Source organism: Paenibacillus sp. RC73 (genome assembly GCF_044908085.1).
Lineage (GTDB): Bacteria > Bacillota > Bacilli > Paenibacillales > Paenibacillaceae > Paenibacillus > Paenibacillus terrae_A.
The window spans coordinates 138,214-160,200 of the sequence record NZ_JBIYCV010000003.1; the positions used below are offsets into that span (position 1 = coordinate 138,214).

Genomic DNA, 21,987 nt, shown 5'->3' on the forward strand with positions numbered 1-21,987 from the left:
ATCAAAAAAACACCTGCCTATGGCAGATGCTTTTGCTTGTTACGTCCAGGCCCAGAGGAATCCGTCACGATCCCAGGCGATTTTACCGCCATGAAGCTTGCGAAACGCTTTTTTGATTTCCTTTTCGAGAGATACATGACCGTGCTCACTTATAAACACATACTGCTCTCCATACTCAGAGCGTACATATGCAATCGCGTCTTCTTGTTTCAAGGTTCCCACTTCCCGAATTTGCGCGACCATCCATGCTGCAATTTGCTGTTCTGTTGTAAGGGTATTGTCCATTTGATTTGTCATATCCTTTCCTTCGTTCCATAATGCACCGGATTATAGCTATATTGACCTATGGTAAGATAAGTGTTTTTCAATTCACTCTCCATATAGTATACGCAAACTAGGAAATTACCAAATCAGTCGGTAGTAGCCCCTATTTGGGAATTGGTTTTGAGTAGTTTGTAAATACGCAACTTATTATTCATATTTATACATCTATGAAATAAATACTATGAACTATATGTTTTTAGTTTTTTATATTTTAGAATAGTAATCATTGTTGTGTTTTATTGCAATTAACTGTTGTAAGGGGCGCGTAAGAGGGAGCAAGGGACCTTACTCTAAGAACTACGTGAGCAATCCACATCGCTAAGCTTGTGATTCATGTGATTTCAAGAAACGGTTGACTCTGTCCAAATAAATTTTAAGTAAACGAATTTATGCAGTTGGCGAAGTGGGTTTTGTTTTGTATAATAAAGGGAATATTCACGGGAATTTTCTTTTTTTGAATTGAAAACATACAAGTAATCCCTGGGGGTGCCTGATTTGAAGGAAACAACCACGATTCGTGCAGAGCTGGAGCAGTATATCAGACGTGAAGGAATCACGATTAGTAAGTTTGGGGAGAACACAGGTATTAATGCGGGCACGATCAGTGCCATTATCAACGGTAATCGGCCGATTGCGATGTTGCTATTGGATCGGATTGCGGCAGGCATGGGGCTTGAAGAGGGAAGTCTCTATGAGCTGTACATTGAAGAATTTATACGGAATTCAGCACCAAATTGGCGACGGGTTCGCCCATTTTTGTATCGTTGTGCAGAGCTGAATAAGCTGGACTGTATTGAACAAGTCGTGGAATTTATGATGGACTATCTGATTTACGCTCCGGCCTTGTTTGAGACGGCAGAAGAATTGTTCAGAGAAGGCAAGTTTGCGGCAGCGGCTATCATCTATAAAAATGTCTCGGAAAGTGAGAAGTATCAGCATTCCGAGCGTCTGGCTCTCTGCCAGTATCGGTTATTTACAATCGCTGTCGGTGATGATCAGGATGAAAATTTGTGGGCCGCCACACACTTTGAAAGCTTTGTAGATCGATTGGGTGAAGTGGATCAACTGGATGCATTAAAAGATTTGGCCAATACTTATGTTTCGCTGCGTCGGTGGGATAAAGTAGACGCGTTAGCTGATAAAATGTGTCGCAGGGCTAAAGTACAGTATGATCAAAAATATGGAAAAACAAGAAAAACAGAGCGTGACAAGCAAACAAAGGGTCCTTTGTTTATGTATATTGTATACTCTTACGTGCTGCGTGCAGGTATTTGTGACGAACGAGGGGATTACGAAAAGGCTTTGGAATATGTCTCCCTGTACGCTGATCTAAGCTGGGTGCAGGAGGATACGGAAGAAGCACGCCGCTTGAAGGAACAGTGTAGCAACTGGGCTGAGGCTAACGGATATCTGTATCAGCTTATGTCCGGTAAACTGGACGTCATTCCACAGTATGTGGCCTATCTGGAAAGAAACGAAGGCGAGATTCTGATGGGATTGTTCAAAATCATGCTGGCCGCAAACCGTTATGAATTTAATGTGGACGACGTATTGCAACGTTTCGAGAAACAGATTGCTGCATTTGCGGATCACCATACCAAGGTAGGCACCTATACGGAGCAAGTGTCAGCGGATCTCTATGCACGATTCCTGGCAGAGCTGGCTTGCTACGATCTCGATAATAAGCGTTATGCGAAAGGTATGAAATTTCTGTTGGAAAGCCTGTCCTATTCCGTGGTGCTGAATGGTAATCCTGTAACGATTAAATGTGTAGGTTTATTTGAGAAATTCCGGCATACTGCCTCGCCTGAGGAGACGGAGGAATATAAAAATTTACTTAGAGAGGTAGATCACTTTAATGATAAAAAAGATCATTTTTTTTCTGCTCGCGTTTAATTTTTTTATCATACTGAATTCTTCACCCATTGCTCCCCCTGTAGAGGATCCTAGCGGAGCTCACAGTCATGGGATGGGTGGCTGGTCATTTTCATCCCGGGATACTTCTGCTTAAATTAGGCTGGGTAGCACATGAAAGGTATTCTCTTGTAAAAGAGGATACCTTTTTTATTGTGGCGGAACACTCGCGAATGAAGTCTTTTCCATTAAGGCTTGGATATTTGCGTTTGAGCAGGCGGGAACCAGACATGACGCAGATCCACCCACCCCTGACTGTTGAAGGAAACGCCGCGCACGGAAGGAAGATATGCTGTCTGAACTGGCTTTTCATATAAGATATGGAGCTGGTGCTCATGAATAAGTCGGGTTTCGATATGCTCGAATTGACGCGCCCTGACCGTATGATCCGCTTCTCGTGCAATATCTCTCAGCAGTCTTTCGATATCAACGCGGCTATGCGGCTCGACATGCCCGGATACATTGAGATACAGATCGAACAGGCGCAATTGCTCATCACGGTCACGAAACAGAGAAAAGATGATCAGGTCTGATTCCATACGGATGGAGGAGCTTTTGAATTCATTCATGGATGCAGCCACGATATTACAAGTATATCCGCACGATTCCAACTGGGCCGCGACCCGGTCCGCATCGGCTCTATACTCGGGAATGGTCGCAATTTGCAACGTTGCCGGGGGTTCATACGAGTCGTCGGATGCATCCACCATCGGAGGGAGGCTGCGATGATCCAGACACGCCACGATACGGGCACGTACTTCCGGGTTACGTAACGGCCCGTCCCTGTGTGTATTGCATGTAATAAATTTACGCACCGAAGCTGCCGAGTGAATCTGACTCCATGCAGTATCCGTGTTCCCGGCCAATACGGGATTGTGGATGATATGAAAGGGCGAAGCTGTATCTGCGGTATCCGCCGCCGATTCCGGCTTGGCCGCCCACGGGAGCTGAACAATTTCCACCCGGTCGAGATGGGCGCGGCCTTGAAAATAAGGAGCGAATGCCTCCAGTATGCATAAGCTCTCGTTCATCTCCGTGACCTTGAAAGCCCCTGTGCCCACAGGGCGGATGCCAAAGGCCGCTTCACCCGCCTGATTCAGCTCACGAGGCACGATGGCGGCACGACTGGTACACAGGAAGGACAGAAACAGCTCATTCGGCTCCTTCAGCTCGAAGCGTACCATCGTCGGACTTAGCGCCTGTACGTGCTCGATTTGCCGAACGATAAAATGGTACAGCCTCCGTCCCGGCGCACGGCTCAGCCGCTCAAAGGTATAAACCACATCCTCGGCGGTCAGTATTTTGCCGTTATGGAACAGTACTTCCTTACGCAAGAAAAAGGTCCATTGCGTACGGGTAGCGTCCACCTCCCAAGCGTGCGCCAGTCCCGGTAATATCTCACCGCTCTCGTTCGCCCGGCGGGCCAGCCCGTCAAAGACGTGGCTGGATACGAAGGACTCCGCGAGCCAGTTCATATATAGCGGGTCCAGCGTGTATAGCTGCTGGCGAATGGGCAGACGCAACGTATCAATCTGCTGCTGATCGCTGCGAACCTCTGCGTGATGCCCGAAGTAGTTCAGCAGCCAGCCTTGCAAATGCTCCTGCATCGTGGATGAACGCGAATGGGTCCGGATTTCATCCAATGCGCGTTTGATGTCGTGGCGGTCGATGGCCTGCATCATGGACTGCACCGCAATGTCCTCCGGCTGAATCAGGAAGTGCAGGCTGGAGCGGCGGCCCCTGCCTCGGCGGGGAGTCCACTGTATCCAGTCATGCTTTTCCATTTTCTGAATGATCATCAAGGCATTGCGGTGGGTGCAGTCAAAAATAACCGCCAGCTCATCCAGCGTAGTCTCTATTGTATGGTTCTCATCCCTGTCGTCAGCGGTGTGCGAGTGAAGCCGTAAAAATTGGGCATGAAGTTTCATAAATGGTTGCTCCGTTTCCCCTATGGATGATTAAAGTGCAGTCGTTTATATAAAATAGGAAATTTTACGTCGATTAATTTCTCTTTATCTTCTTATTTTATCATCTACAATAAGGGTTATAAAGCATATTTGTGGAGGTATTTACCATGCATGACAAGTTGAGTGGAACGTCTTTGCCGAAACCGTCGTTCCTGTCCGCCTTTGCTGCTGCGATTGTGTTGGCGCTGGTTCATCAATATCTGTTTTACGGGCATGCGCTGGGCGTGTCTCTGCCGATTTTTGTCATTCTGTTCTACACCTATATGTATGTCTATAACCGGGATCGTATCCGGCTTGACTTATGGATGGGGAAATTGCTGTTTGCCGTGATTGTGCTGCTGTCGCTGACATATGCGCTGTTCGATAATCCGGTCCTATATGTGTTAAATGCATTGGCTATACCTGCTCTGATTAGTGTACATATGGTGATGCTGCTCGGGGAGAAGAGGCATAGCTGGTCGGAACCCGGTATCATTGGTCAGGCGTTAAGCCATTTGTTTTATCAAAATCTTCGGCATGTCGTGACTCCGTTTCGGATGTTCAAGACAGCAGCCTTTCGGAATGTAAAGGATGAGCGCAAGCGTGTATTGGGGAAAGTGATGGTTGGTTTGCTGATCGCCCTGCCACTGCTGTTCATCATTATATCTCTGCTGGCATCAGCGGATGGGCTGTTCGAGGAACTGTTATCGGGTATACCTTCATGGATCGGCACGCTGTCATTTGGTAGCGGAATGCTGCGGCTAATCTGGACCTGTTTTTTTACCTTCTGTTTCTTCTGCTATTTGTGGGGATTTGTACAGCCTGCTCCGCGTAATACGGAGAGAGAGGTTCAGTCATGGCATGGGTTAGACGAGCGCACGAATGGTCAAACCACCGAGTATGATGGTCACTCTTCAGTGATGATTAACAAATCAGCAGTGCCTTACCACGAGTCGGTCGCGATCAAGTTTGATCCTGTGATTACCGCTACGGTGCTGATTGTTATGAATCTGGTGTATGTTGTATTCGTCGTATTGCAGTTCGGATATCTGTTTGGTGCATGGGAAGGTGCCTTGCCGGAAGGAACCTCGTATGCAGAATATGCGAGAAGGGGCTTCGGGGAGCTGGTTATGGTGACAGGCATCAACTTTGTCCTGATGATCAGTGTGCTAAAGTGGACCGAATTCGGCTCAAATATATTGCAAAAAATGAACAACGGCCTGCTGTATGTACTCGTGGGCTGCTCGGGCGTGATGCTGTATTCAGGCTATACCCGGCTGGTCATGTACGAAGAGGCCTACGGATATACGTACACCCGTTATCTGGTACACGCGTTTATGATTTTTCTGGGCTTGCTGCTACTCATCGCAGCAGTGCGCATTCATGTCCGTCAGCTTCCGCTGGCAAAATATTATGTTGTACTCGCTTTGGTGGCGTATCTCGTCGTGAATTATGTGGGCATTGATGTACGGATTGCTGAAAATAATCTCGAACGGTATCGCACTACCTCGGTGATCGATAAGGAATATTTGAGTGGGCTATCGGCGGATGCTATTCCGCTGCTGATTGAATTTAGCCGTAAGGAACACGGAGCGATGGATGAGTTTCTACAAGGTCGTCTGATGAGCATGACGAGGGAAGAAACGGCATGGCCAGCGTTCAATTGGGCTGAATATCGGGCACAGCGCAAGCTGCACGACTATATTTTGGAATGAGAGGTGCTTGGGAATGATCGGAACAGATGCAGTACAGGGTATGGTTTTGGAGCTACAAAATGAAATGTCACAGTATCAGCATCAGTTTGATGTAAGACGGAACGCTTTTCTCGCGGAGGCTATGTATCTCGGCTTGAGTGAGGGGGAGGCCCGCTCTTATGCTATCCAGAGCATCGGTCCGGTCGTTCCCGTCACGTGTATGCCCACGCTGGCTCCCGGCAAAGCCCGGCCGCTCAGTCCGATGCTGGAAGCACGCTACCGTTATGCCGGGTACTGGCAGGACATGGGAGAGCATATGCTCTTGCCGGATGACGTGCTACGGATCTCAAGCACAGAGCGGTTTCGCAGCTGGATCAGCGACATGCGGAATTATTGGGTGGAATCGGCCCCATACCGATTTGGGGATGATCGTCTTTCGCTGCTGTCGGTCGCCAATGAGGAGGAAGGCCACTTTTCCATGCTGGTCTGGAAGGAGCCCGGTGAGGAGCCAGAGGTGTGGACCTACGCTTCGCAGCATGAATACCGATTCAGTCATTTGCTCCACTGGTTCAAGTGGCTGAACGGGCGGAGTGAAGAATGAGAGGTACGTACAGATCACTAAAAAGAATCGTATATCTGACTTTTTTGAAGCCGGAATTGACCGACAAGTACGCTTTGACACAGATGTCGAAGTGTATTTGCCAGTCAAGTCCGTAAAAGTGCAATATAACACCTCTTATATGGGCCATCCTCCTATACATGATGCAAATTGTAGTTATCAACAGATCCGTCTGATTACCAAAACTCTTCCAAGCGTAGGGTCACGCTCGCATTACCGCTGACATTGTTCAATGTTCGCAAGGCCAGAGTTAAATTACCGTTTCCGGGAAGTGTAAAAGGAACTTGTACATTGGTGACACCCTCTATCGTTCCTGCAAGTGACAGGCCCCCCAAAACCCGAACTCCTTGAGACGTATTCATAGCCGTTGCCAAGATATCCGACTGCAAGGAGCTCTCGGAAGAGGGAGTCCCGCTCACTGCTCCGAAGGATGCGCCAGTGAGGACTGAATTAACCCGGACTTCCCATTGGAGATCGGCCGAAGCCAATATATCAAAGCTGGCAGCCCCCAAATTTATAGAGTTTACCTGGGTGCTGTTGTCTGGAAAAAAGAGTTTTCTTCGGAAGCTCACTGTAGGAGTGAAGGCAGTACTTGATATCGTGGCATTGATCCGGGTTTCTGATGTGATTCGGGAGGTCTTAAAGATGGAACCCAGGTTGGTAAAATACCTTCCGCCTACATTGATGCTGAAGGCTCCCCCGGATGTGCCGTTGAGAACGGTTGCCCTGATATTCTGGTTAGCGTCCTTCAGTAGTGCAGCGCTTGACGGAGTGAAGCGATGCACTGTAACGGCTTGCTGAAACAGCTGAGGATTGATTGCAACGATACGGAATTCTACTTGTCCGTAGGTATAGTTGTAGCGAACCTGGTAAAGATAGCCGTCAGTTGTGTCCAGGGTCACCCGACTAGAACCGGTTCCATCCATCGTATCAATATTCCATGAGGATTGATAAACCTTCAACGTCTCTACTCCATTTTGTAACAGAGCCACATATACGCCGCTGCTATCTTGTCCAAAATAAGCCCCATTTGTATTGTCGCTATATCCCCATTCAGCCCGCTGAGTTCCTGTGGGGGGGCTGGGAACTTGTACATTAATACCGGATTCAAATGCCGCCCCGTTAAGAAATTGTCCGCGTTCCGCTGTTTGGAGCTCTGCACGATCATTGGAAGCTGCTGATGTACTCAGTTGATACGTTTCTGCTGAATTTTGCACATTTCCTCCGCCGTTTGTGGTGACAATATCCCTCAACTGAGAAATACCATAATTGGAAGCGTAGTTGAACTGAGGACTTGCTTCAGCCGTTTGTAACTTGTCAGTCATTGAGTTCAGTGTTGGTGAAACGCCTGATAAGTTGTATATCGGTTGAATTGTTGGACTCATGGATGTACCACTCCCTTCTATGAACATCGAAATTTACCTGATAATGAATTCAATCATGATCGGTACAGACGGATCAAGTGTATCTCCATCCGGAAGGTTAATCGCAGTTGCTGAAACGGAGGATGAATTATCTAATTGGAGTACACCGTTAATATAGAGAAGATAGTAGTTGAACGTTGTTGGAAATGAAGTTATTGTCAATCCTGCATCATCAATAAAGTTTATAGCCGCAATTGAAAAGGAGGCTCCTGTTCCTGTGCCTTCTAAAATGTTGGAGACAAATTTTTTTGATCCCTGAAACGGAGGAATAATTGGCATAAGTATATCTCACCTCCAGTTATTGAAACCTGGAGATTCACAGTTTACGAGACTGAGAATCTCCAGGCTAACGTATATCATGTGAGAAAATGGTTCTGAATCCATTTTATTTAAAAAATTGATTAAGTGCTGATCGTAACCGTTGGTGCCGAAATGGCTGGCTGAGTCGTAATGGATGAGACCGTATTCCCAAAGCTGGCTACAGCAAGGGTGACAGGAACACCTACGGCAATATCAGTGGTCGCCAAAACTAGACTGGCGGGTGTCAAAGTGGATAAAGTAGCCTGCTGCAAAACACCATTCACAAATACATTGTAATAATCGTCTGCGCTAAGGACAGGTAAAGCGACGACTGGAGCATCAGCATCATCAACAAAGCTTGCGGCGAGAAGTGTTGTAACACCTCCGGCAATATCACCAGCAGTTACAGCTGAGAAAAAATTTGTAATAGCTGGGCTTACAGTAGTGGTGACTACGCCTCCGCTTGCGACCGGTGCAGTTGCAACGGCGGTATAAACAGGTTTAATAACGGGCATGTTGGTACCTCCATTCTAAAATTGGGGGAATTTATTTTTTTGAAAAATTACAGGGGATTCAGTCCCACTTTCAGTAAATTCAGAAAGAAAAATAATGTAACGGCGAAATGGAAGTGAGCATTAAAAATTTATTTTTTTGGAAAAAAATTTAAGGAGGTCATCTGTCCAATCAGGTTCGTTTAGATTCCATAAGATAATGAAACTGTACTTAATTATGGAGGTGTCAGTATTGGGAAATTTATTGTTGCGTAAAAGATATCGCTTGACCCAGGTGGCAAGGAAAAAAAAGAAGGAAAGAGATCAAAAGATGGGAGCGTTCCGTTTTATGCCCATTTATCGTACAGGAACGAGCTGCATTCGTAACAAAAAGGGAAATAAACGTATTTATAGACAGGGTAGAAGAAGAGAGAGAATATGCGCTTATAGACATCATTTGCACGCTGAGCGGGTGCCCTCAGGTTTATCAAATAAAAAAATCTGTTTTATGAAATTCAAAGGTCAACGAAGACTGCGAGGCGGCGAACAGGAGCCTCAAGGCAATTCAGGAGGAGCAGTTCAAGGGGTGCATGGATTAAGGGGGACCGATGGTAATGCTGGGCATCAAGGCATACAAGGTCCGGCTGGGCCACAGGGCATTCCGGGTAGTGCCGGACCCCAGGGCCAGGCGGGCGCCATAGGCCCCCAAGGTGAACAGGGTCTTCAGGGGGTTCCAGGGATTCAAGGCTTGCAAGGAGAGGCTGGGCCACAGGGAGAGCAGGGACCACCGCTTAATTTGGATGGGATCACGGTTGTGCCTGAGGTACAGCGATATTTCTATTTTGCCGATTCAGATCTGACGGGTACGGTTGAAATCCCTATTTCCCAGTTTACGAATGATGATGGACAGTTGGCAAGTCAGCTTCCAGAATTGGGTGCGAACAGCTACACGGATTTGTATATTAATGGGGTACTGCAGGAAAGCAGGTTGTACCAGATAAGTAGTACCACATTGACTGTTGAATTGGAAGAAGCTCTTGTAATTGCGGGTACGCCGTTTATTTTCGAGGTTTTTCAATTTACATTAAGAATGGCGAACTGAGCGAAATTATAAATTGGTATTATTAGACCAAACCGTGTATCTCCTGTTGAAGAGGTTACATTATCTGATTATTACGAAGCCCATACTACTGCCGATGTAACTTCTTCAGCAGGTACCGTTTCTTTTCCAATTCACGCCATGTGATGATAAATATTTCCTTATCCAAAGCATGTATGCCTATTTTGGGTGTATTGAGTCTTTTGAATAAGGAGGTTTTTTCTTGGATCGCGTAGGAATGGTCAGGGACTTGGATAGCTTAGGTCGGATTGTCATCCCCGTAGATATAAGGAGGCGTCTTGGGATTGGCAAGCATACAGCCATGGAATTTTGGATGACGGAGAGTGGCTTGATTATGCGACGATGCGTGGGGGAGGCCTGTATTTTATGTGGCGAGCTTCAACATCTTACATATTTTAAAAGTGCTTGGATCTGTATCTTCTGTATGAATGAACTGAAAAATAAACGATAAAGCTGGCAATCAGATGATTTGGCATGTATGTTACAATAAAAGGGCGAGTGACCCACCACAAGTTTCTCGCCCAGTCGATTGCTGTCAAGCGATCGGCTTTTTTAATTGTGCATAGTACATCCGATGATATTGATTAATCAGCTCGTCCAAAACCATAGATTGCCTGAGTACATCAATATGGCTTAGTCCATATTTTGCTTGCAAATCATAGAGCCGTTGTCGATTGTTCTCTAGTCGCTGCTGCAAAGTCTCTTCATTTCCCATCATACATCCCTCCTTAGGTGATACTTATTTTAGGATGCCATGTGTATTTTTGGGAAAAGTGAAAGTGCATGAGGATATCTATTCTAAAAAATAAAAAGCAGCCCTTTTTAAAGACATTTAAATATTATTCTAATCTTGTTGTTTGTACAGATTCAATCATTACAAAAAAACCTGTCATATCAAGCGTATAGCAAGGTAAATGAATGGGTATTCACAAATAACAAAGTACTATAAATATGGGATTTTATTTGGTTTATATTGGAATTTGCATAGTCTTCTAGTTAATAACAAAATGAAATTTCAACACTATAATATGGATAAATAATTTGGTTATTTACATAAATAGAAATGTATATCTTGCACTTCGAATTTAGACACTAGGGAGGAAAAAAATGCTTGGAGGAAAGTTCTCATGTTGTAGTTTCAAATTACTTCACAAGAGACAAATACACCGCCACTAATGAGGAATGGCAAAACTATATCCATTACCTTTCCAAATCAGCGTACACAGACAAGAAAAACGAATGTTAAAGAAACAGCATACATCTTCATAAGTGATCGTTCTGATACACGTTTTAAACCAACTGAAGTAGATATACGAGATGGTCCATTTAAAGTGATATATAAAAAATAATGAAGTGAGACTGTACAGTATTTTATACATACATTTATTACTAATAAAAACAACTTTTTATATTTAATTGTTAGGTATCCTATCTGTTCTGGTATGCAAACTCAATTACACTATGAGTTGTAAGAGAGTTTTGTATAAATAAGCTCACAAAAAGGAGAAAAAAGACTATGAAGAAGAGAGTTTTATTGGGAACGCTGGCTTTAACTTTTATGTTTTCTGCTTCCGCTTTTGCCACTGAAGTATCGGAAAAAGACTCAGAATCTGTAAAAAGTTATTCCTACACTAATGAAGACAATTTTAAAGTTAAAGTGCAGGAAAAAACTTTTACACCTTTGTCAGACGGAAGTGGGATTACTTTGGCCGCTTCTCCTGATTGGACATGCAGCACAAGATTAGGAAAAGCTTTTAAATTTCCTGTTCCTCAGGCACAGCTATTTTCAACAGGAGAAACAAAATCTTCGTTTGTTGCTAGCAAACTTGGCGTAGTGACTCGTTTATATCACAATGGAGGAATATTAGCGACTGCTTCTGACACACAATCGAATACTAATCTTGCTGCTGCTACAGCATGGCAAGGTACAATGATTTTGCCGAGCTATGATGCTTATGGTTATTCTAATCACACATTTGAAAGTAAAGGCTATAGTAGTTGGTATCCAGAGACTAGAGAAGATTATAACGGTTGGTAGTTATCGCTAATTACTCTTAAATACAGAAAAAGAGGCAGGAGCCAATTTCCTGTCTTTTTTTCAAAAATAGGATGTGGATAAAACTGAAAAAGTTATGTATATTTTTGTTATTTATCTTGTTTATAGGCTGTAGCAACGATACGAATTCAAGTATCGAGCAGAACATAGTACCCAATGAAAAGACGGAGCAGGGCTACTCCTTAGGACTTTACAATAGCAATTCCACCATAGAAGCCAAGCGTTCATTTCATATAAAAGATGAAATTTTTGAAAAAAATATTATATTTGCGAATAAGACTAATCAGGAGAAGACATTTATATTACTTGTTTTTGATAATGGAAAGCAAAGAAACTTTAAAATACATGATAATGATATGCAGTACTTTCGCTTTACTTTAGCTAAAAATCAAAGTGAGACGATTCCTGTGAAAATAGAAGGTATCGCAGACGGATTCCATGCGACAAATTTTATAATTCTCAAAAATCCAGATGAAGTTGTGACAGATAGCAACACATTAGCAAAGGCCGATTCTCTATCTCAAACATATAATATTCGATTGAATTTGTTTAAGAACTTGGGGGATATCCCTATGGAGCGGCCTCAACAAGTGAATAGTGAAAAATTAAAAGAAGCGCGTATAGATGGTATTTTTGTAGGTAAGCAAGGTTATGCTTATAAAGCCTTGTTACAAACGGAGGATGATAATCTAAGATTCAACGTTCTATATGGCAACTTATCGGAGGAGTCAATTGATTTTTATATTGTATCGCTAGTCGATTGGGAGCAAGTAAATATAAATGGAAACCAAAATATTTATGATGAACTCTCTAAAGGAGAGAACAAAAAAATCACTGTATCTATAGACCATAAGAAGAATGGAAAAGTCATGATTTTATTCATGCTGACTAATCCATTTTCGCCCTTACCTGATGATAATCCTTATACAGCAAGTCCTAATGCAAGTTTTAAAGTTAAGCTGATAGATTAATTTTTTGAAGCTACAGCATTTTTTGTTTTCGCCCAGTCGATTGCTTGAAGGCAATCGGCTTTCTTAATTTAGCATAGTACACCCGATCTTGCTTATAAAAGATATTAATTAAGGAGGTACGACCAATGAGAACTAGCATGAAGAAAGCATTTATGTTCTTGTCCATTTTAACTACGGTTGCAATACTGGCTTCTGGTTGTTCAAATCCTAAGGTAGACAAGAATATAACGAAGTCTGGCGAAATTCCAACTAGCTATATACAAGCATCATTTGTTATAGATATAAATAACCCCAAAGAGGTTGTAGGTTATACTGACTATGCATTTGTAGGCCTCGTAGAAGAAATGACGGGAACGGAGTATAAATTTCCTGTCACGAAAGAAACGGAGGATGGACCCAAAGTATTGACAAGTCCCTATACAAATTACTCCGTTAAAGTGCTTAGTAATATAAAAGGTAATTTAAAGAAGGATGTTTCCATTCCTATTCAAAAATTTGGGGGACTGAATGATGATAAGAGCACATATTTCTTATTTGAAGATGATTCCCTACCACAAAAAGGAAAGGTATATGTGTTCACTGCGACCGCAGAGCAGGATGGTTCTTTACTCGTATCAGGACCTAATTTTAACATAGAGGTAAAAACAGATGTTTTTTCGAAAAACAGTATCCAGAAACTTAGTGAAGAGAGCATTGCTAATGAACTAACCAAAACAGAGGAGTATAAAACATATCAAGATGCCTATAAAAACGAGATCATTAAAGATCGAGAAAGATTTACTTCCAAGTATGAAGCTCCTTAATATGAGCATTCTGCTGTGAAACTCTAAATACCAATTCCTGATATAGATTTAATTTTTTTGTAAAGCAGTCTAAACCTCTTCTATAAGGGGTTTAGACTGCTTTTAATCTAAAGATGTATATTCTCTTACTTTGCAAATCCTCAAAAGAAAAAACCAGCTCGAAGAACTGGCTCCACGGTATAAAATTCTTTAGCAAAAAATCATCAAACCCCACCATGTTGTTCAAATGGTTTGTAAATAGACCCTTTTTTTGGATTGTATTGAAAGGGTGACTATTGCCACTTTCAGAAGGCTAGTCACCGATAAAAGTAACCCTAACTTTTTTCAATTTCGTATACTTTATTAATCAAATTTTGGTAGGTATCTATTGTTCGCGATGATGCATATTTTTTAAAACGTTCAAATAGTTCAACACACTTGATGATGGATGCTTTGCTACTCGATTTAATTGTAGAGGATAATTCCAAGCTGTTAATTAAATATTTAAATCCCTCTTGATATTCACCTCTACGTAAGTTGTAATTAGCTAATTCCTGTAAAAAATGAGCGATGCGCTCTGACATGAATTGTTGGGTGTACACGCCTACACTTTTTTGTTGTTTAACTAGAGACTGGATCTCTGTTTCAAACCGCTTGAGAGCATCATCTACATTAAAATCATATTGATTAGCCGCTTCAATTATGTTAATCAATGCGGGGAGAACCTCGTTTTTCTTGGAAGTAACGTAAGTTAAATAGTCTGGAAGGACGCCTATATCTCCAGCCAACAGCTTATTCACGTAAGTATTAGCCTGCGCCCATTCTGTAAACCGCCCCTTCCATAGCAAGGTCTGTTCATCCGTTTCCTTCACCCAACTTAAATCAGCGTAAGTGTACGTATACTCCAATGCTTGATTGTAGTCTTTTTGCGCTTCACAGACACCTGCATGAAGTAAATAGGAGTAGGCCCAATACACAAATGGGGGATTGACTGAAGTTTTCTTCTTTTTCCGTCTTTTTAACTTAATCTGTTGATTGATCTCGCACTGAATGGCAGCCTTGTCTCCCATGATCTTAGCGAATATGTTTACCTTTCCCCATTTCCGTAATGAGCGATATGTATTCACTAAATCCTTTAACGCGTCGAGCTGGTCAGCATCATCAAGCCGTTCAACGTAATCTTCAAAATGGATCGCAGCCTGGTAATTTATTTCCTGATCGTCCCCTTGCTTCGCCATAAAAATGCGGTACTGACAAAGGGCTAGTCGCTCAGAGTGCTGCTTTTTCTCACCGACGGCTATGCTCTCATACAGGATGATGGACGCTGCAAACTTCCCTTGTTGGAAAAAGTCCTCAGCTATGGTAAACAGGGCATCGGCGTATGCCAGCTTTTCCATCAGCAAGCTGACGACCTGCTCAATACAATCCAACATGTCCAACTCCGCGCAATTGTACAAAAGGGGTCTGACTCTACGGATGTTAGGGGTTGTTGAACTCAAAAATTCCTCAATATAATTCTTGTAAAAATGCCCTTTGGAGTGGCCTAATGTAGCTGTAATGCGATCTAACTGATGAATGGAGAGTGCACGGTTGCCTGTGACGATCCCGCTTATTGTGCCTGGATTGATGTCTGCCACCAGACCGAATTGGGTAATATTTAACCCATTCTGTTTCATGAAATTTTCCAGTTCTGTGCGTATCGTGGTTGTAGGTTCCAAATGTAACAACCCCTTTAACGTAACGTTTTATGTAGTCCGTTAGATACTGATCTATAAGGATATTTCTTGGGACAATCCGATGCTAAAATATAAAGCTATTCTGGGAGATATTATACCATCTTATGGATGTATTATATATACTTTTCAAGTAATTACTTTTTGTGAATTATGGATATGTAAAGCTGGAGAGATATCGAAGTTCAAAGCACAAACAACCCTGTATATCTTGAGAAAACCAAGACACGCAGGGTCGTTCTATGTGAACAGGTTCACCTCACTGCCTGTAACGGCGAGCTTCAGCCTACCGCTTGGTCAAGGCTAATATTTCATCTGCAACGAGATCAGGGCGATATTGATGAATATAATGCTCGGTATCCTTAACCACCAATTGCTTCGATTGCACGGACCAGGAAGTAAATTCCTTTTCGTACTTGTTCCAGACATCATTGGGAACCCCTAAGTAATCGGATGTCAGCACGGTAAGTGGGAAAAGGAAGGGCTGTTTGTCATCCAATACGACCTTTGCATTCGTCCGCGATTGACGCAGCTCGTCCTCTATATTGGCATTTTCAAGCTTAAGCAATGAGGCTGTCAGATCAATCTTCTTCAGTTCATCCGGCACGAACTTCAAGCCGTTGCGAGCTGCACGTGAGGCTTCGATAAAACTGTCAGAGTGAAAAAGCATCCGAATCACGCCTGTTTTAATGAGCAACTGATTGATAAAGCCGCCGCGTACTGGCTCCTCAGCATCAGCATAGTAATATTCTGGGCTTCCGCTATCCAACATCACGATGCCTTGTACCTCGTCCGGGTATTTCTGTGCAAACCGGAGCGTTTCGAGGGATCCTAGCGAATGTGCTACAAGCAGGTAAGGTGGCTTTTGACCAGACACCTGCAGCAATTCGTGTATTTCATTCGTTATTGTATCAATGTCACGCTTCTTGTCCGTCGTATCACTATACCCATAGCCGAACCGGTCATAAACTGCGAATTTAACATGTGGTGCAAGCTTCTCATACAGTGGGGAAAAATCAACATACGGATTGGCCGTGCCCCACCCGGAAGCGAATACAACCGTTACTTTCCCTTGTCCTCCGGTATATAAATGCATATTATGCCCATTCACATTGTATAGCTTTCCGCTGGGGGTATAAGATTTCAGATCCTGCCGGGTGCTTACCTGTTCATATATCACACCTGATGCCAGAAGAACCAAAATGGCCAGCAACCCGAACATAACCGTCTTCCATAATCTTTTAAGCCATTTTTTCACTTCTCGCATCCCCCTTTATCTCAACAGCTATTCTCCTTGTATTCCCGTCATTATAAATGCTCAATCTTATCCAAAAGAAAACAGCAGCTTAATTTTAACTTAATTATTATTTTGTTTCGTCAGCAGCCGTAGTCTCTCTACATCTTTCGGATGCTCAGCAGCGAATGGGCGGACAGAGTAAATGAAAGAGGGAAGCTGCTATCCACAGCTTCCCTCTTATAGATTTTACAAGTAATCATTGTATTGTTATCACGGATATATGAGTACCGACAAATCAGTATGATTATGGTATCGACTAATGTTCTGCTCAAAGGGCATAATTGTAAAGAGAAATCCTATATCTCAAGAACTATCTAGACACTATTTTGATTGGTAAATATTAGAAGTGAATAGCGTACAATATTCATTGTGCGATATGTAAAACGAACTAAAAAAAGAATCTTTCTTATTTCATTTTAGTTATTTAAGACTATTTTTTCAACTCCTTTTTGTAACTAAATACCTATAATATATCTTTTAAGCAGTCTTCCACATAGTCGGGGGCTGCTTTTTGCATTTGGCTAACCGTATGAAGGTATCGTTGCGTCGTATTGATGTGGGAGTGTCCGAGATTTTCCTGCACCTGCTGTAACGATGCACCATGAATCAAGGCTAATGTAGCATTCGTGTGGCGAAACCAGTGGGGGGTTATCTTTTTCGTGATCCCAGCTTTTTCCCTGGCCAGCTTAATAATCGTCTCCACTTGCCTTACTGACAACGGAAACAACCTCTCCCGCATATTTAATGGTTCCTCTTGCTGGAAAGCGTCTCTGTACTGCTTGTACATCTCCCAAAGTCTTGCGGGTACTTTGACCTCGCGCTGTTTGCCTCCTTTTCCGTTAAACACGGTCAGCCACATGAACATTTCCGTCGGATCGGTATGGAAGTGATCCCACTGTATAGACACCATCTCAGACACCCGAAGCCCCAATAAAACCAGCGTGAGCGCGATCAGATAATTCCGTTCCCCCTGTGTTTTTAAATAGGCTAAAAGCTGACGCAGCTCATTTTTGGTTAAGAAATGATTTTTACTGTTCACTGGAATCCTGGGGGTTCGCACACTTGTGGTGGGATTGTGCTGAAAAATATGAATGCTCGGATCACTCCCCCACTTGTATAGCGATTTTAATGGGGCCAAGAAGCTGGCAATGGTCGCTGGTGCAGGTGTTTGCTTGGTAGGACTGCAAGCACCCTCTAATAAGCCGATTTTATAGACCTCTATATCCTGCCATGTTACTTTCCGTAACGGTTTACCAGATGTGAAATTTCGAAACTGCTGAATGGCCCTCTTGTAGTTGCGCAGGGTATACGGGGAGTTAGTGCAAGTACTTAAAAATAATCCTGTAATTTCGTCATCCGTGTACGTCTCCGGGTTATGCATGGAAGGGGCATGTAGCTGAGAAGATGTCATTTTAGACGTATACATAAAAAAATTCCTCCTGTTCGTTCGCACAATGAATATTGTGCGATATCTATTCTCAATATTAAGGCAAATCGCTGACCGCGCGTCAAACTGGAGGAATATTTATGGAAAATGTTTTAGTGAGCTGTCTAACTCGTCTGCTATCTAAAGATAAACAATTGTATGAACACTGCCTGCGGGTTGGCAATATGGCTAAGCGAATAGCTCCTTACCTGGATTTTGATGACCAGCAGACACGGAAATTCGTCATAGGCTGTTGCATTCACGATGTTGGAAAAATGCTGCTGCCGGATGACATTTTGAATAAATCAGCTCCTTTAAATGAAGAAGAATGGAAAATCATGAGGCTTCACCCCCTGTTGGGTACCCAGCTTATTTTAAGAGAGGGCATGCTGGAGCAGGATATTGTAGATATCGTTCGATTTCACCATGAACGCTGGGATGGACAGGGCTATCCGTTTGGCATAAGTGGTGACAAAATTCCGCCTATGGCTCGAATGTGTTCCATCATGGATGCATTTGATAGTATGATTTCCGATCGACCGTATCGCCAGGGCATGTCCATACAGGAGGCCAAAGAGGAGCTTTGGCGTCACATTGGAACACAATTTGATTTGCTATATGTTGAACGGTTTTTGCATCTGCCTGAGGACCTGTCGAGTGCCCTTGGACAATAATTCAGAGGGAGGCATGTTCCATGGTATTCACCATCGCAGGTCTTATCATTTTGATGATCGTTGTATGCTTGGTCAATGGAATTATTCATTTCATAGATTTAAAAAAACAATTGGGTATTAAAGAGCTGGAGAAAAAGGAAATTAAGAAGTTACTGGAGGAGGCCAACAGCAAGTTGAATCGGCGGGAAGCCTTTCGCTTGGGTATTCCGGATGAGGGCTGTGCGTTTGAGTTTTTACATTTTGGAGATGAGGCTCTGGCAAGGCTTACTCATAGAAAAGGGATCGGTAAAATACAAGACATTAGCGTGAAGGGGCTAAAGCTGATTTGCGATTATGATCTGCCTTTGAAAAAACCGGTTCTCATTCAGGTTGAATTTGAGCTAAATAAAGAGCCTTTTGTCTTGCAGGCACATTTAATCCGAAAAGAGGCGCATATTAGCCAGCCTTTTATAACCTATGGGCTTGTGTTTGATGAAATGAGTTCCAGCGATCAGGAAAGGCTGATGTACTGCATTAATCAGCGCGTTTTAAAAACCGCAGCTCCCACTACACCTACACCTGTGGTATAAAAAAGCCACGATCGCTTTTGTGTATCTGTTCCCGTTATGGAATGACCTGAGCCGTCGGGGAAAGGATCACAAGACGGCTCGTGGCTATTATCTATTGTGCGCTGTACAGATTGGTGCTGTAGGTCAACGAAAATTCACCCAATCCGTCAAAGAGCTTGTCCACCAGGTAGGCAGGGTCATACAGCATCCGACCTGATCCCAGATCGCGATAGTTCTCGAAGCTCCAGTCCCATGGCGCATTAGCGGCATTGGCACGGCCGTTGTCGCCCTTGAACGTGCCGTAGCTGCTCCACAGGTCCAGCGTAAAATCGTTCCGCAGCGGCCACAGCGAGGTTTCCAGCGGGATCAGCTCGTACCCCATACGCTTGCTATCGTCAAAATTACCGATTTTGGAGTCCCATAGCTGTCCACCGGAGGCGTTGAGATTCACCGGAGTTCCGGCCTGAAAGATGTAGCCGGATTTGCCTTTGGCGCCTTTACCGTTGTAAGGCTTGAGCGCGTGTCCGAAATCACCGTCCGATTCGAGGAAGGACTCGTCATTTTGCGCACTGTATACCAAGGGATGGGTGCCGGAGGCGTTCGTTTCAGTGGTGAAGTTGCTGTCATAGTAAACTGAGCTCATTCCTGGATCATATTGAACCGCCTTGTTGGCAGGGCCATACATGCCCAGCTTGGCGTGTCTCGGCATCAAAGCCAATTCCAGCTCGCCGTTCGGATTGGTCACCCTGGTGCCGTCTTTTTTGGCTGTGCCTGGCTTGCGGATCGTGAACATCATGCCTTCCATATCATTTTCATGATCTCCCAACGTCCCTCGTGGATCATGTGTAGCGTAGAACAGATCGTAACCGATGAAATAGTGGGTATCTGATTCCACGACCGACCAGTATACGCTTGGTTTCAAGGGTAAGCTGCTGCCTTTGGCATACTTGCCGATATTATCCCAGTTGTTTAGCCCTGACCAGTCGCCGTCAAAGTTTACGGGAATCGGAATATCCCCTTCGGGGTTGTTACCTACATCCTGATACAGCACAGGCGACCAGTATTCCACAAGTCTGGATTGCTCGGATGCGCTCAGACCCGCTGCTGCTGCCTTGGATGGAGCCACAGCGGGTGCGATCAGGGTCGCTCCCAGAATGATTGCTGCTGCCAATGCTTTGCTTCCTTTTTTCCACATGATAAACACACTCCTTCGTTTCGTGAGATTTTTAATTCCAGTGGAGCAGATTGGCGATGCCGCCAATAATAACCCAGGAAATAAAATGTGGAAGATATAAAATGGTTTGCGATATCTTCTGAATGCGGGAGGAGGTCAGCTCATGGAGCATCACCGCCAGCAGCGCATATAGCTGCCAGTCTATTTTCATTTTTTTCCAAACCTGACGATATACAGTTCTCTCTTTCTTCGAAGAATACCTGCCTGTCCGCACAGTTTCCGCGTTTGTGTTCATACAGCGGCCTTTGATGAATCCCTCCCGTATGGATCGTAGGTAATAAGATGCGTTTCACAACTCGGTTATACCCCGGCTGTGGACCTCGGGATATAAAAATAATTAAGTGGAGACATTTTCAAACTTTCGTTAGAATTATGGCATGTGAATATTTGAGAACAATAAAATAACCCTAGGATTTTCTTATGCTTACGGAGGCTAGTCCATTGAAACCAAAAATAGAAGATGTAGCAAAGCGTGCAGGTGTTTCTCCAACGACGGTTTCCAGAGTCATGAATAACAGGGGATATATCAGTGAAAAGACACGTTCGTTAGTATACAACGCTATGGAAGAGCTGAATTATGTACCGAACGAAATGGCCAGATCGCTGTTATCCAAACAAAGCAACATTATAGGGTTGATTTTTCCAACCGTGAGTAATCCCTTTTATGCGGAACTGATATTTCATATTGAACTCGCTTGCGAGGAGCTGGGGTATAAGGTTTTTTTGTGCAACAGTTTGAAAAGTGCAGAGAAGGAAGCCAATTATTTGAGCATGCTGCTGCGGAACCAAGTGGATGGAATTATTGTCGGCAGTCATAACAGGGGTGTATTTGAGCGAGTAAACTCTTCATTCCCGATTGTCTCCATTGACCAGTATATTTCTGAAGAGGCGGTTGTCGTTTCTTCGGATAATTATTTGGGTGGGAAGCTGGCAACGGAACATTTAATTCATAAAGGCTGTCAAAAAATCATTCATATCAATGGGCCGTACATGCTGCAAACCGAGACACATTTGCGTTTGGAGGCCTACCAAAAAACGATGGAGAATCACGGGTTGGAGTCCATTTTTTACGAAGTCCCAAGGTCTTTTGATCAAGAATTATATAAACAAATCATTCATCAGATTTTTAGTGAGCATCCAGATGTGGATGGTATTTTTGCGAGTGATGATATCTTGGCGGCAAACGTATATTTTGAAGCCTTGAAGACAGGTAGACGTGTGCCGGAAACGTTGAAAGTTGTTGGATATGATGGGACAGAGACGGCCCAAGCCTTTATGCCACAGTTAACCACCATTCGTCAGCCCATTCAGCAAATGGCCCGGCAAGCCGTAGGAATTTTGAACAAACGAATTAATGGACAGGACTACACGGGGGACTTAAATCCGCTGCTCCCGGTCCATTTGATCCCTGGGCAGACAACCTAGAATGATGGC

At 43.7% G+C, this 21,987-nt stretch carries 20 protein-coding genes and 1 pseudogene; 10 read left to right on the top strand and 11 right to left on the bottom strand.

From position 1 onward, the window contains the following. Positions 1–39: 39 nt before the first annotated feature. On the bottom strand, positions 40–285 hold the full coding sequence (locus ABH897_RS07530) for a DUF6953 family protein (protein WP_137060821.1): 246 nt from the start codon (positions 283–285) through the stop codon (positions 40–42). A 534-nt stretch (positions 286–819) separates the two neighbouring features. On the opposite strand from ABH897_RS07530, the gene ABH897_RS07535 reads away from it, so the two are divergent. After that, positions 820–2,220: a transcriptional regulator gene (locus ABH897_RS07535; protein ID WP_404591505.1), complete on the top strand. Its 1,401-nt coding sequence runs from the start codon at positions 820–822 to the stop codon at positions 2,218–2,220. A 206-nt stretch (positions 2,221–2,426) separates the two neighbouring features. Here the strand turns inward: ABH897_RS07535 and ABH897_RS07540 are convergent, their stop codons facing one another. Further along, on the bottom strand, positions 2,427–4,166 hold the full coding sequence (locus tag ABH897_RS07540) for an ABC transporter substrate-binding protein (protein WP_404591507.1): 1,740 nt from the start codon (positions 4,164–4,166) through the stop codon (positions 2,427–2,429). Between the two features lie 146 nt (positions 4,167–4,312). Between ABH897_RS07540 and ABH897_RS07545 the strand changes: the two genes are divergently transcribed. Beyond that, positions 4,313–5,899, top strand: coding sequence for a DUF4153 domain-containing protein (locus tag ABH897_RS07545; RefSeq protein ID WP_404520527.1), 1,587 nt, complete (start codon positions 4,313–4,315; stop codon positions 5,897–5,899). Between the two features lie 13 nt (positions 5,900–5,912). Beyond that, entirely contained in the window at positions 5,913–6,479 is a 567-nt protein-coding gene (locus ABH897_RS07550) for a hypothetical protein (protein ID WP_283653854.1), read from the top strand. 194 nt (positions 6,480–6,673) lie between these two features. Here ABH897_RS07550 and ABH897_RS07555 read toward each other — a convergent pair whose 3' ends face one another. The 3 genes from ABH897_RS07555 to ABH897_RS07565 form a co-directional block, all read right to left on the bottom strand. Further along, on the bottom strand, positions 6,674–7,882 hold the full coding sequence (locus ABH897_RS07555; RefSeq protein WP_283653853.1) for a hypothetical protein: 1,209 nt from the start codon (positions 7,880–7,882) through the stop codon (positions 6,674–6,676). Positions 7,883–7,915: 33 nt separating this feature from the next. After that, positions 7,916–8,200 (bottom strand): DUF4183 domain-containing protein, encoded by a 285-nt coding sequence (locus tag ABH897_RS07560; protein ID WP_283653852.1) that lies wholly within the window; start codon positions 8,198–8,200, stop codon positions 7,916–7,918. Between the two features lie 122 nt (positions 8,201–8,322). After that, entirely contained in the window at positions 8,323–8,736 is a 414-nt protein-coding gene (locus ABH897_RS07565) for a DUF4183 domain-containing protein (protein WP_283653851.1), read from the bottom strand. A 484-nt stretch (positions 8,737–9,220) separates the two neighbouring features. Here ABH897_RS07565 and ABH897_RS07570 point away from each other — a divergent pair, with 484 nt between their 5' ends. Next, positions 9,221–9,814: a DUF4183 domain-containing protein gene (locus tag ABH897_RS07570; protein ID WP_283653850.1), complete on the top strand. Its 594-nt coding sequence runs from the start codon at positions 9,221–9,223 to the stop codon at positions 9,812–9,814. Positions 9,815–10,367: 553 nt separating this feature from the next. Here the strand turns inward: ABH897_RS07570 and ABH897_RS07575 are convergent. Further along, positions 10,368–10,547, bottom strand: a complete 180-nt coding sequence (locus ABH897_RS07575; RefSeq protein WP_404580983.1) for a Spo0E family sporulation regulatory protein-aspartic acid phosphatase — start codon at positions 10,545–10,547, stop codon at positions 10,368–10,370. An 801-nt stretch (positions 10,548–11,348) separates the two neighbouring features. On the opposite strand from ABH897_RS07575, the gene ABH897_RS07580 reads away from it, so the two are divergent. The 3 genes from ABH897_RS07580 to ABH897_RS07590 all read left to right on the top strand — a co-directional run bounded on the left by ABH897_RS07580 (position 11,349) and on the right by ABH897_RS07590 (position 13,662). Next, a complete protein-coding gene (locus tag ABH897_RS07580) occupies positions 11,349–11,870 on the top strand; it encodes a hypothetical protein (RefSeq protein WP_404591509.1) in 522 nt (173 codons plus the stop codon). 71 nt (positions 11,871–11,941) lie between these two features. Beyond that, a complete protein-coding gene (locus ABH897_RS07585) occupies positions 11,942–12,859 on the top strand; it encodes a hypothetical protein (protein ID WP_404591511.1) in 918 nt (305 codons plus the stop codon). Between the two features lie 125 nt (positions 12,860–12,984). Then, positions 12,985–13,662, top strand: coding sequence for a hypothetical protein (locus ABH897_RS07590; protein WP_404591513.1), 678 nt, complete (start codon positions 12,985–12,987; stop codon positions 13,660–13,662). A 314-nt stretch (positions 13,663–13,976) separates the two neighbouring features. Here ABH897_RS07590 and ABH897_RS07595 read toward each other — a convergent pair whose 3' ends face one another. From ABH897_RS07595 to ABH897_RS07605, 3 genes are all read right to left on the bottom strand, one after another. Then, the gene (locus ABH897_RS07595) at positions 13,977–15,278 is read right to left on the bottom strand and encodes a tetratricopeptide repeat protein (protein WP_404591515.1); all 1,302 of its coding nucleotides are present in this window, start codon (positions 15,276–15,278) and stop codon (positions 13,977–13,979) included. A gap of 382 nt (positions 15,279–15,660) precedes the next feature. Further along, positions 15,661–16,632 (bottom strand): alpha/beta hydrolase, encoded by a 972-nt coding sequence (locus ABH897_RS07600; protein ID WP_404591517.1) that lies wholly within the window; start codon positions 16,630–16,632, stop codon positions 15,661–15,663. A gap of 502 nt (positions 16,633–17,134) precedes the next feature. Then, on the bottom strand, positions 17,135–18,097 hold the full coding sequence (locus ABH897_RS07605; protein ID WP_283653842.1) for a tyrosine-type recombinase/integrase: 963 nt from the start codon (positions 18,095–18,097) through the stop codon (positions 17,135–17,137). 101 nt (positions 18,098–18,198) lie between these two features. On the opposite strand from ABH897_RS07605, the gene ABH897_RS07610 reads away from it, so the two are divergent. Beyond that, complete coding sequence (locus ABH897_RS07610; RefSeq protein ID WP_283653841.1) at positions 18,199–18,771, top strand: HD-GYP domain-containing protein; 573 nt, start codon at positions 18,199–18,201, stop codon at positions 18,769–18,771. A gap of 20 nt (positions 18,772–18,791) precedes the next feature. After that, positions 18,792–19,340 (top strand): PilZ domain-containing protein, encoded by a 549-nt coding sequence (locus tag ABH897_RS07615; protein WP_044644198.1) that lies wholly within the window; start codon positions 18,792–18,794, stop codon positions 19,338–19,340. 91 nt (positions 19,341–19,431) lie between these two features. On the opposite strand, the gene ABH897_RS07620 is transcribed toward ABH897_RS07615, so the two are convergent. Next, entirely contained in the window at positions 19,432–20,514 is a 1,083-nt protein-coding gene (locus tag ABH897_RS07620) for a hypothetical protein (protein ID WP_404591519.1), read from the bottom strand. Positions 20,515–20,569: 55 nt separating this feature from the next. Then, positions 20,570–20,788, bottom strand: a pseudogene (locus ABH897_RS07625) (sugar ABC transporter permease); the annotation flags it as partial. Between the two features lie 206 nt (positions 20,789–20,994). Here ABH897_RS07625 and ABH897_RS07630 point away from each other — a divergent pair. Beyond that, positions 20,995–21,978 carry a LacI family DNA-binding transcriptional regulator gene (locus ABH897_RS07630; protein WP_283653838.1) on the top strand — a complete coding sequence of 328 codons (984 nt, stop codon included), beginning with the start codon at positions 20,995–20,997 and terminating at the stop codon, positions 21,976–21,978. Positions 21,979–21,987: the final 9 nt, after the last annotated feature.

Bases quoted from the DNA above. Each gene is read 5' to 3' on its own strand.
- ABH897_RS07530 (WP_137060821.1), bottom strand. From the start codon at position 285: ATGGACAATACCCTTACAACAGAACAGCAAATTGCAGCATGGATGGTC.
- ABH897_RS07540 (WP_404591507.1), bottom strand. From the start codon at position 4,166: ATGAAACTTCATGCCCAATTTTTACGGCTTCACTCGCACACCGCTGAC.
- ABH897_RS07545 (WP_404520527.1), top strand. From the start codon at position 4,313: ATGCATGACAAGTTGAGTGGAACGTCTTTGCCGAAACCGTCGTTCCTG.
- ABH897_RS07550 (WP_283653854.1), top strand. From the start codon at position 5,913: ATGATCGGAACAGATGCAGTACAGGGTATGGTTTTGGAGCTACAAAAT.
- ABH897_RS07555 (WP_283653853.1), bottom strand. From the start codon at position 7,882: ATGAGTCCAACAATTCAACCGATATACAACTTATCAGGCGTTTCACCA.
- ABH897_RS07560 (WP_283653852.1), bottom strand. From the start codon at position 8,200: ATGCCAATTATTCCTCCGTTTCAGGGATCAAAAAAATTTGTCTCCAAC.
- ABH897_RS07565 (WP_283653851.1), bottom strand. From the start codon at position 8,736: ATGCCCGTTATTAAACCTGTTTATACCGCCGTTGCAACTGCACCGGTC.
- ABH897_RS07570 (WP_283653850.1), top strand. From the start codon at position 9,221: ATGAAATTCAAAGGTCAACGAAGACTGCGAGGCGGCGAACAGGAGCCT.
- ABH897_RS07575 (WP_404580983.1), bottom strand. From the start codon at position 10,547: ATGGGAAATGAAGAGACTTTGCAGCAGCGACTAGAGAACAATCGACAA.
- ABH897_RS07580 (WP_404591509.1), top strand. From the start codon at position 11,349: ATGAAGAAGAGAGTTTTATTGGGAACGCTGGCTTTAACTTTTATGTTT.
- ABH897_RS07585 (WP_404591511.1), top strand. From the start codon at position 11,942: ATGTGGATAAAACTGAAAAAGTTATGTATATTTTTGTTATTTATCTTG.
- ABH897_RS07590 (WP_404591513.1), top strand. From the start codon at position 12,985: ATGAGAACTAGCATGAAGAAAGCATTTATGTTCTTGTCCATTTTAACT.
- ABH897_RS07605 (WP_283653842.1), bottom strand. From the start codon at position 18,097: ATGTATACGTCTAAAATGACATCTTCTCAGCTACATGCCCCTTCCATG.
- ABH897_RS07610 (WP_283653841.1), top strand. From the start codon at position 18,199: ATGGAAAATGTTTTAGTGAGCTGTCTAACTCGTCTGCTATCTAAAGAT.
- ABH897_RS07615 (WP_044644198.1), top strand. From the start codon at position 18,792: ATGGTATTCACCATCGCAGGTCTTATCATTTTGATGATCGTTGTATGC.
- ABH897_RS07620 (WP_404591519.1), bottom strand. From the start codon at position 20,514: ATGTGGAAAAAAGGAAGCAAAGCATTGGCAGCAGCAATCATTCTGGGA.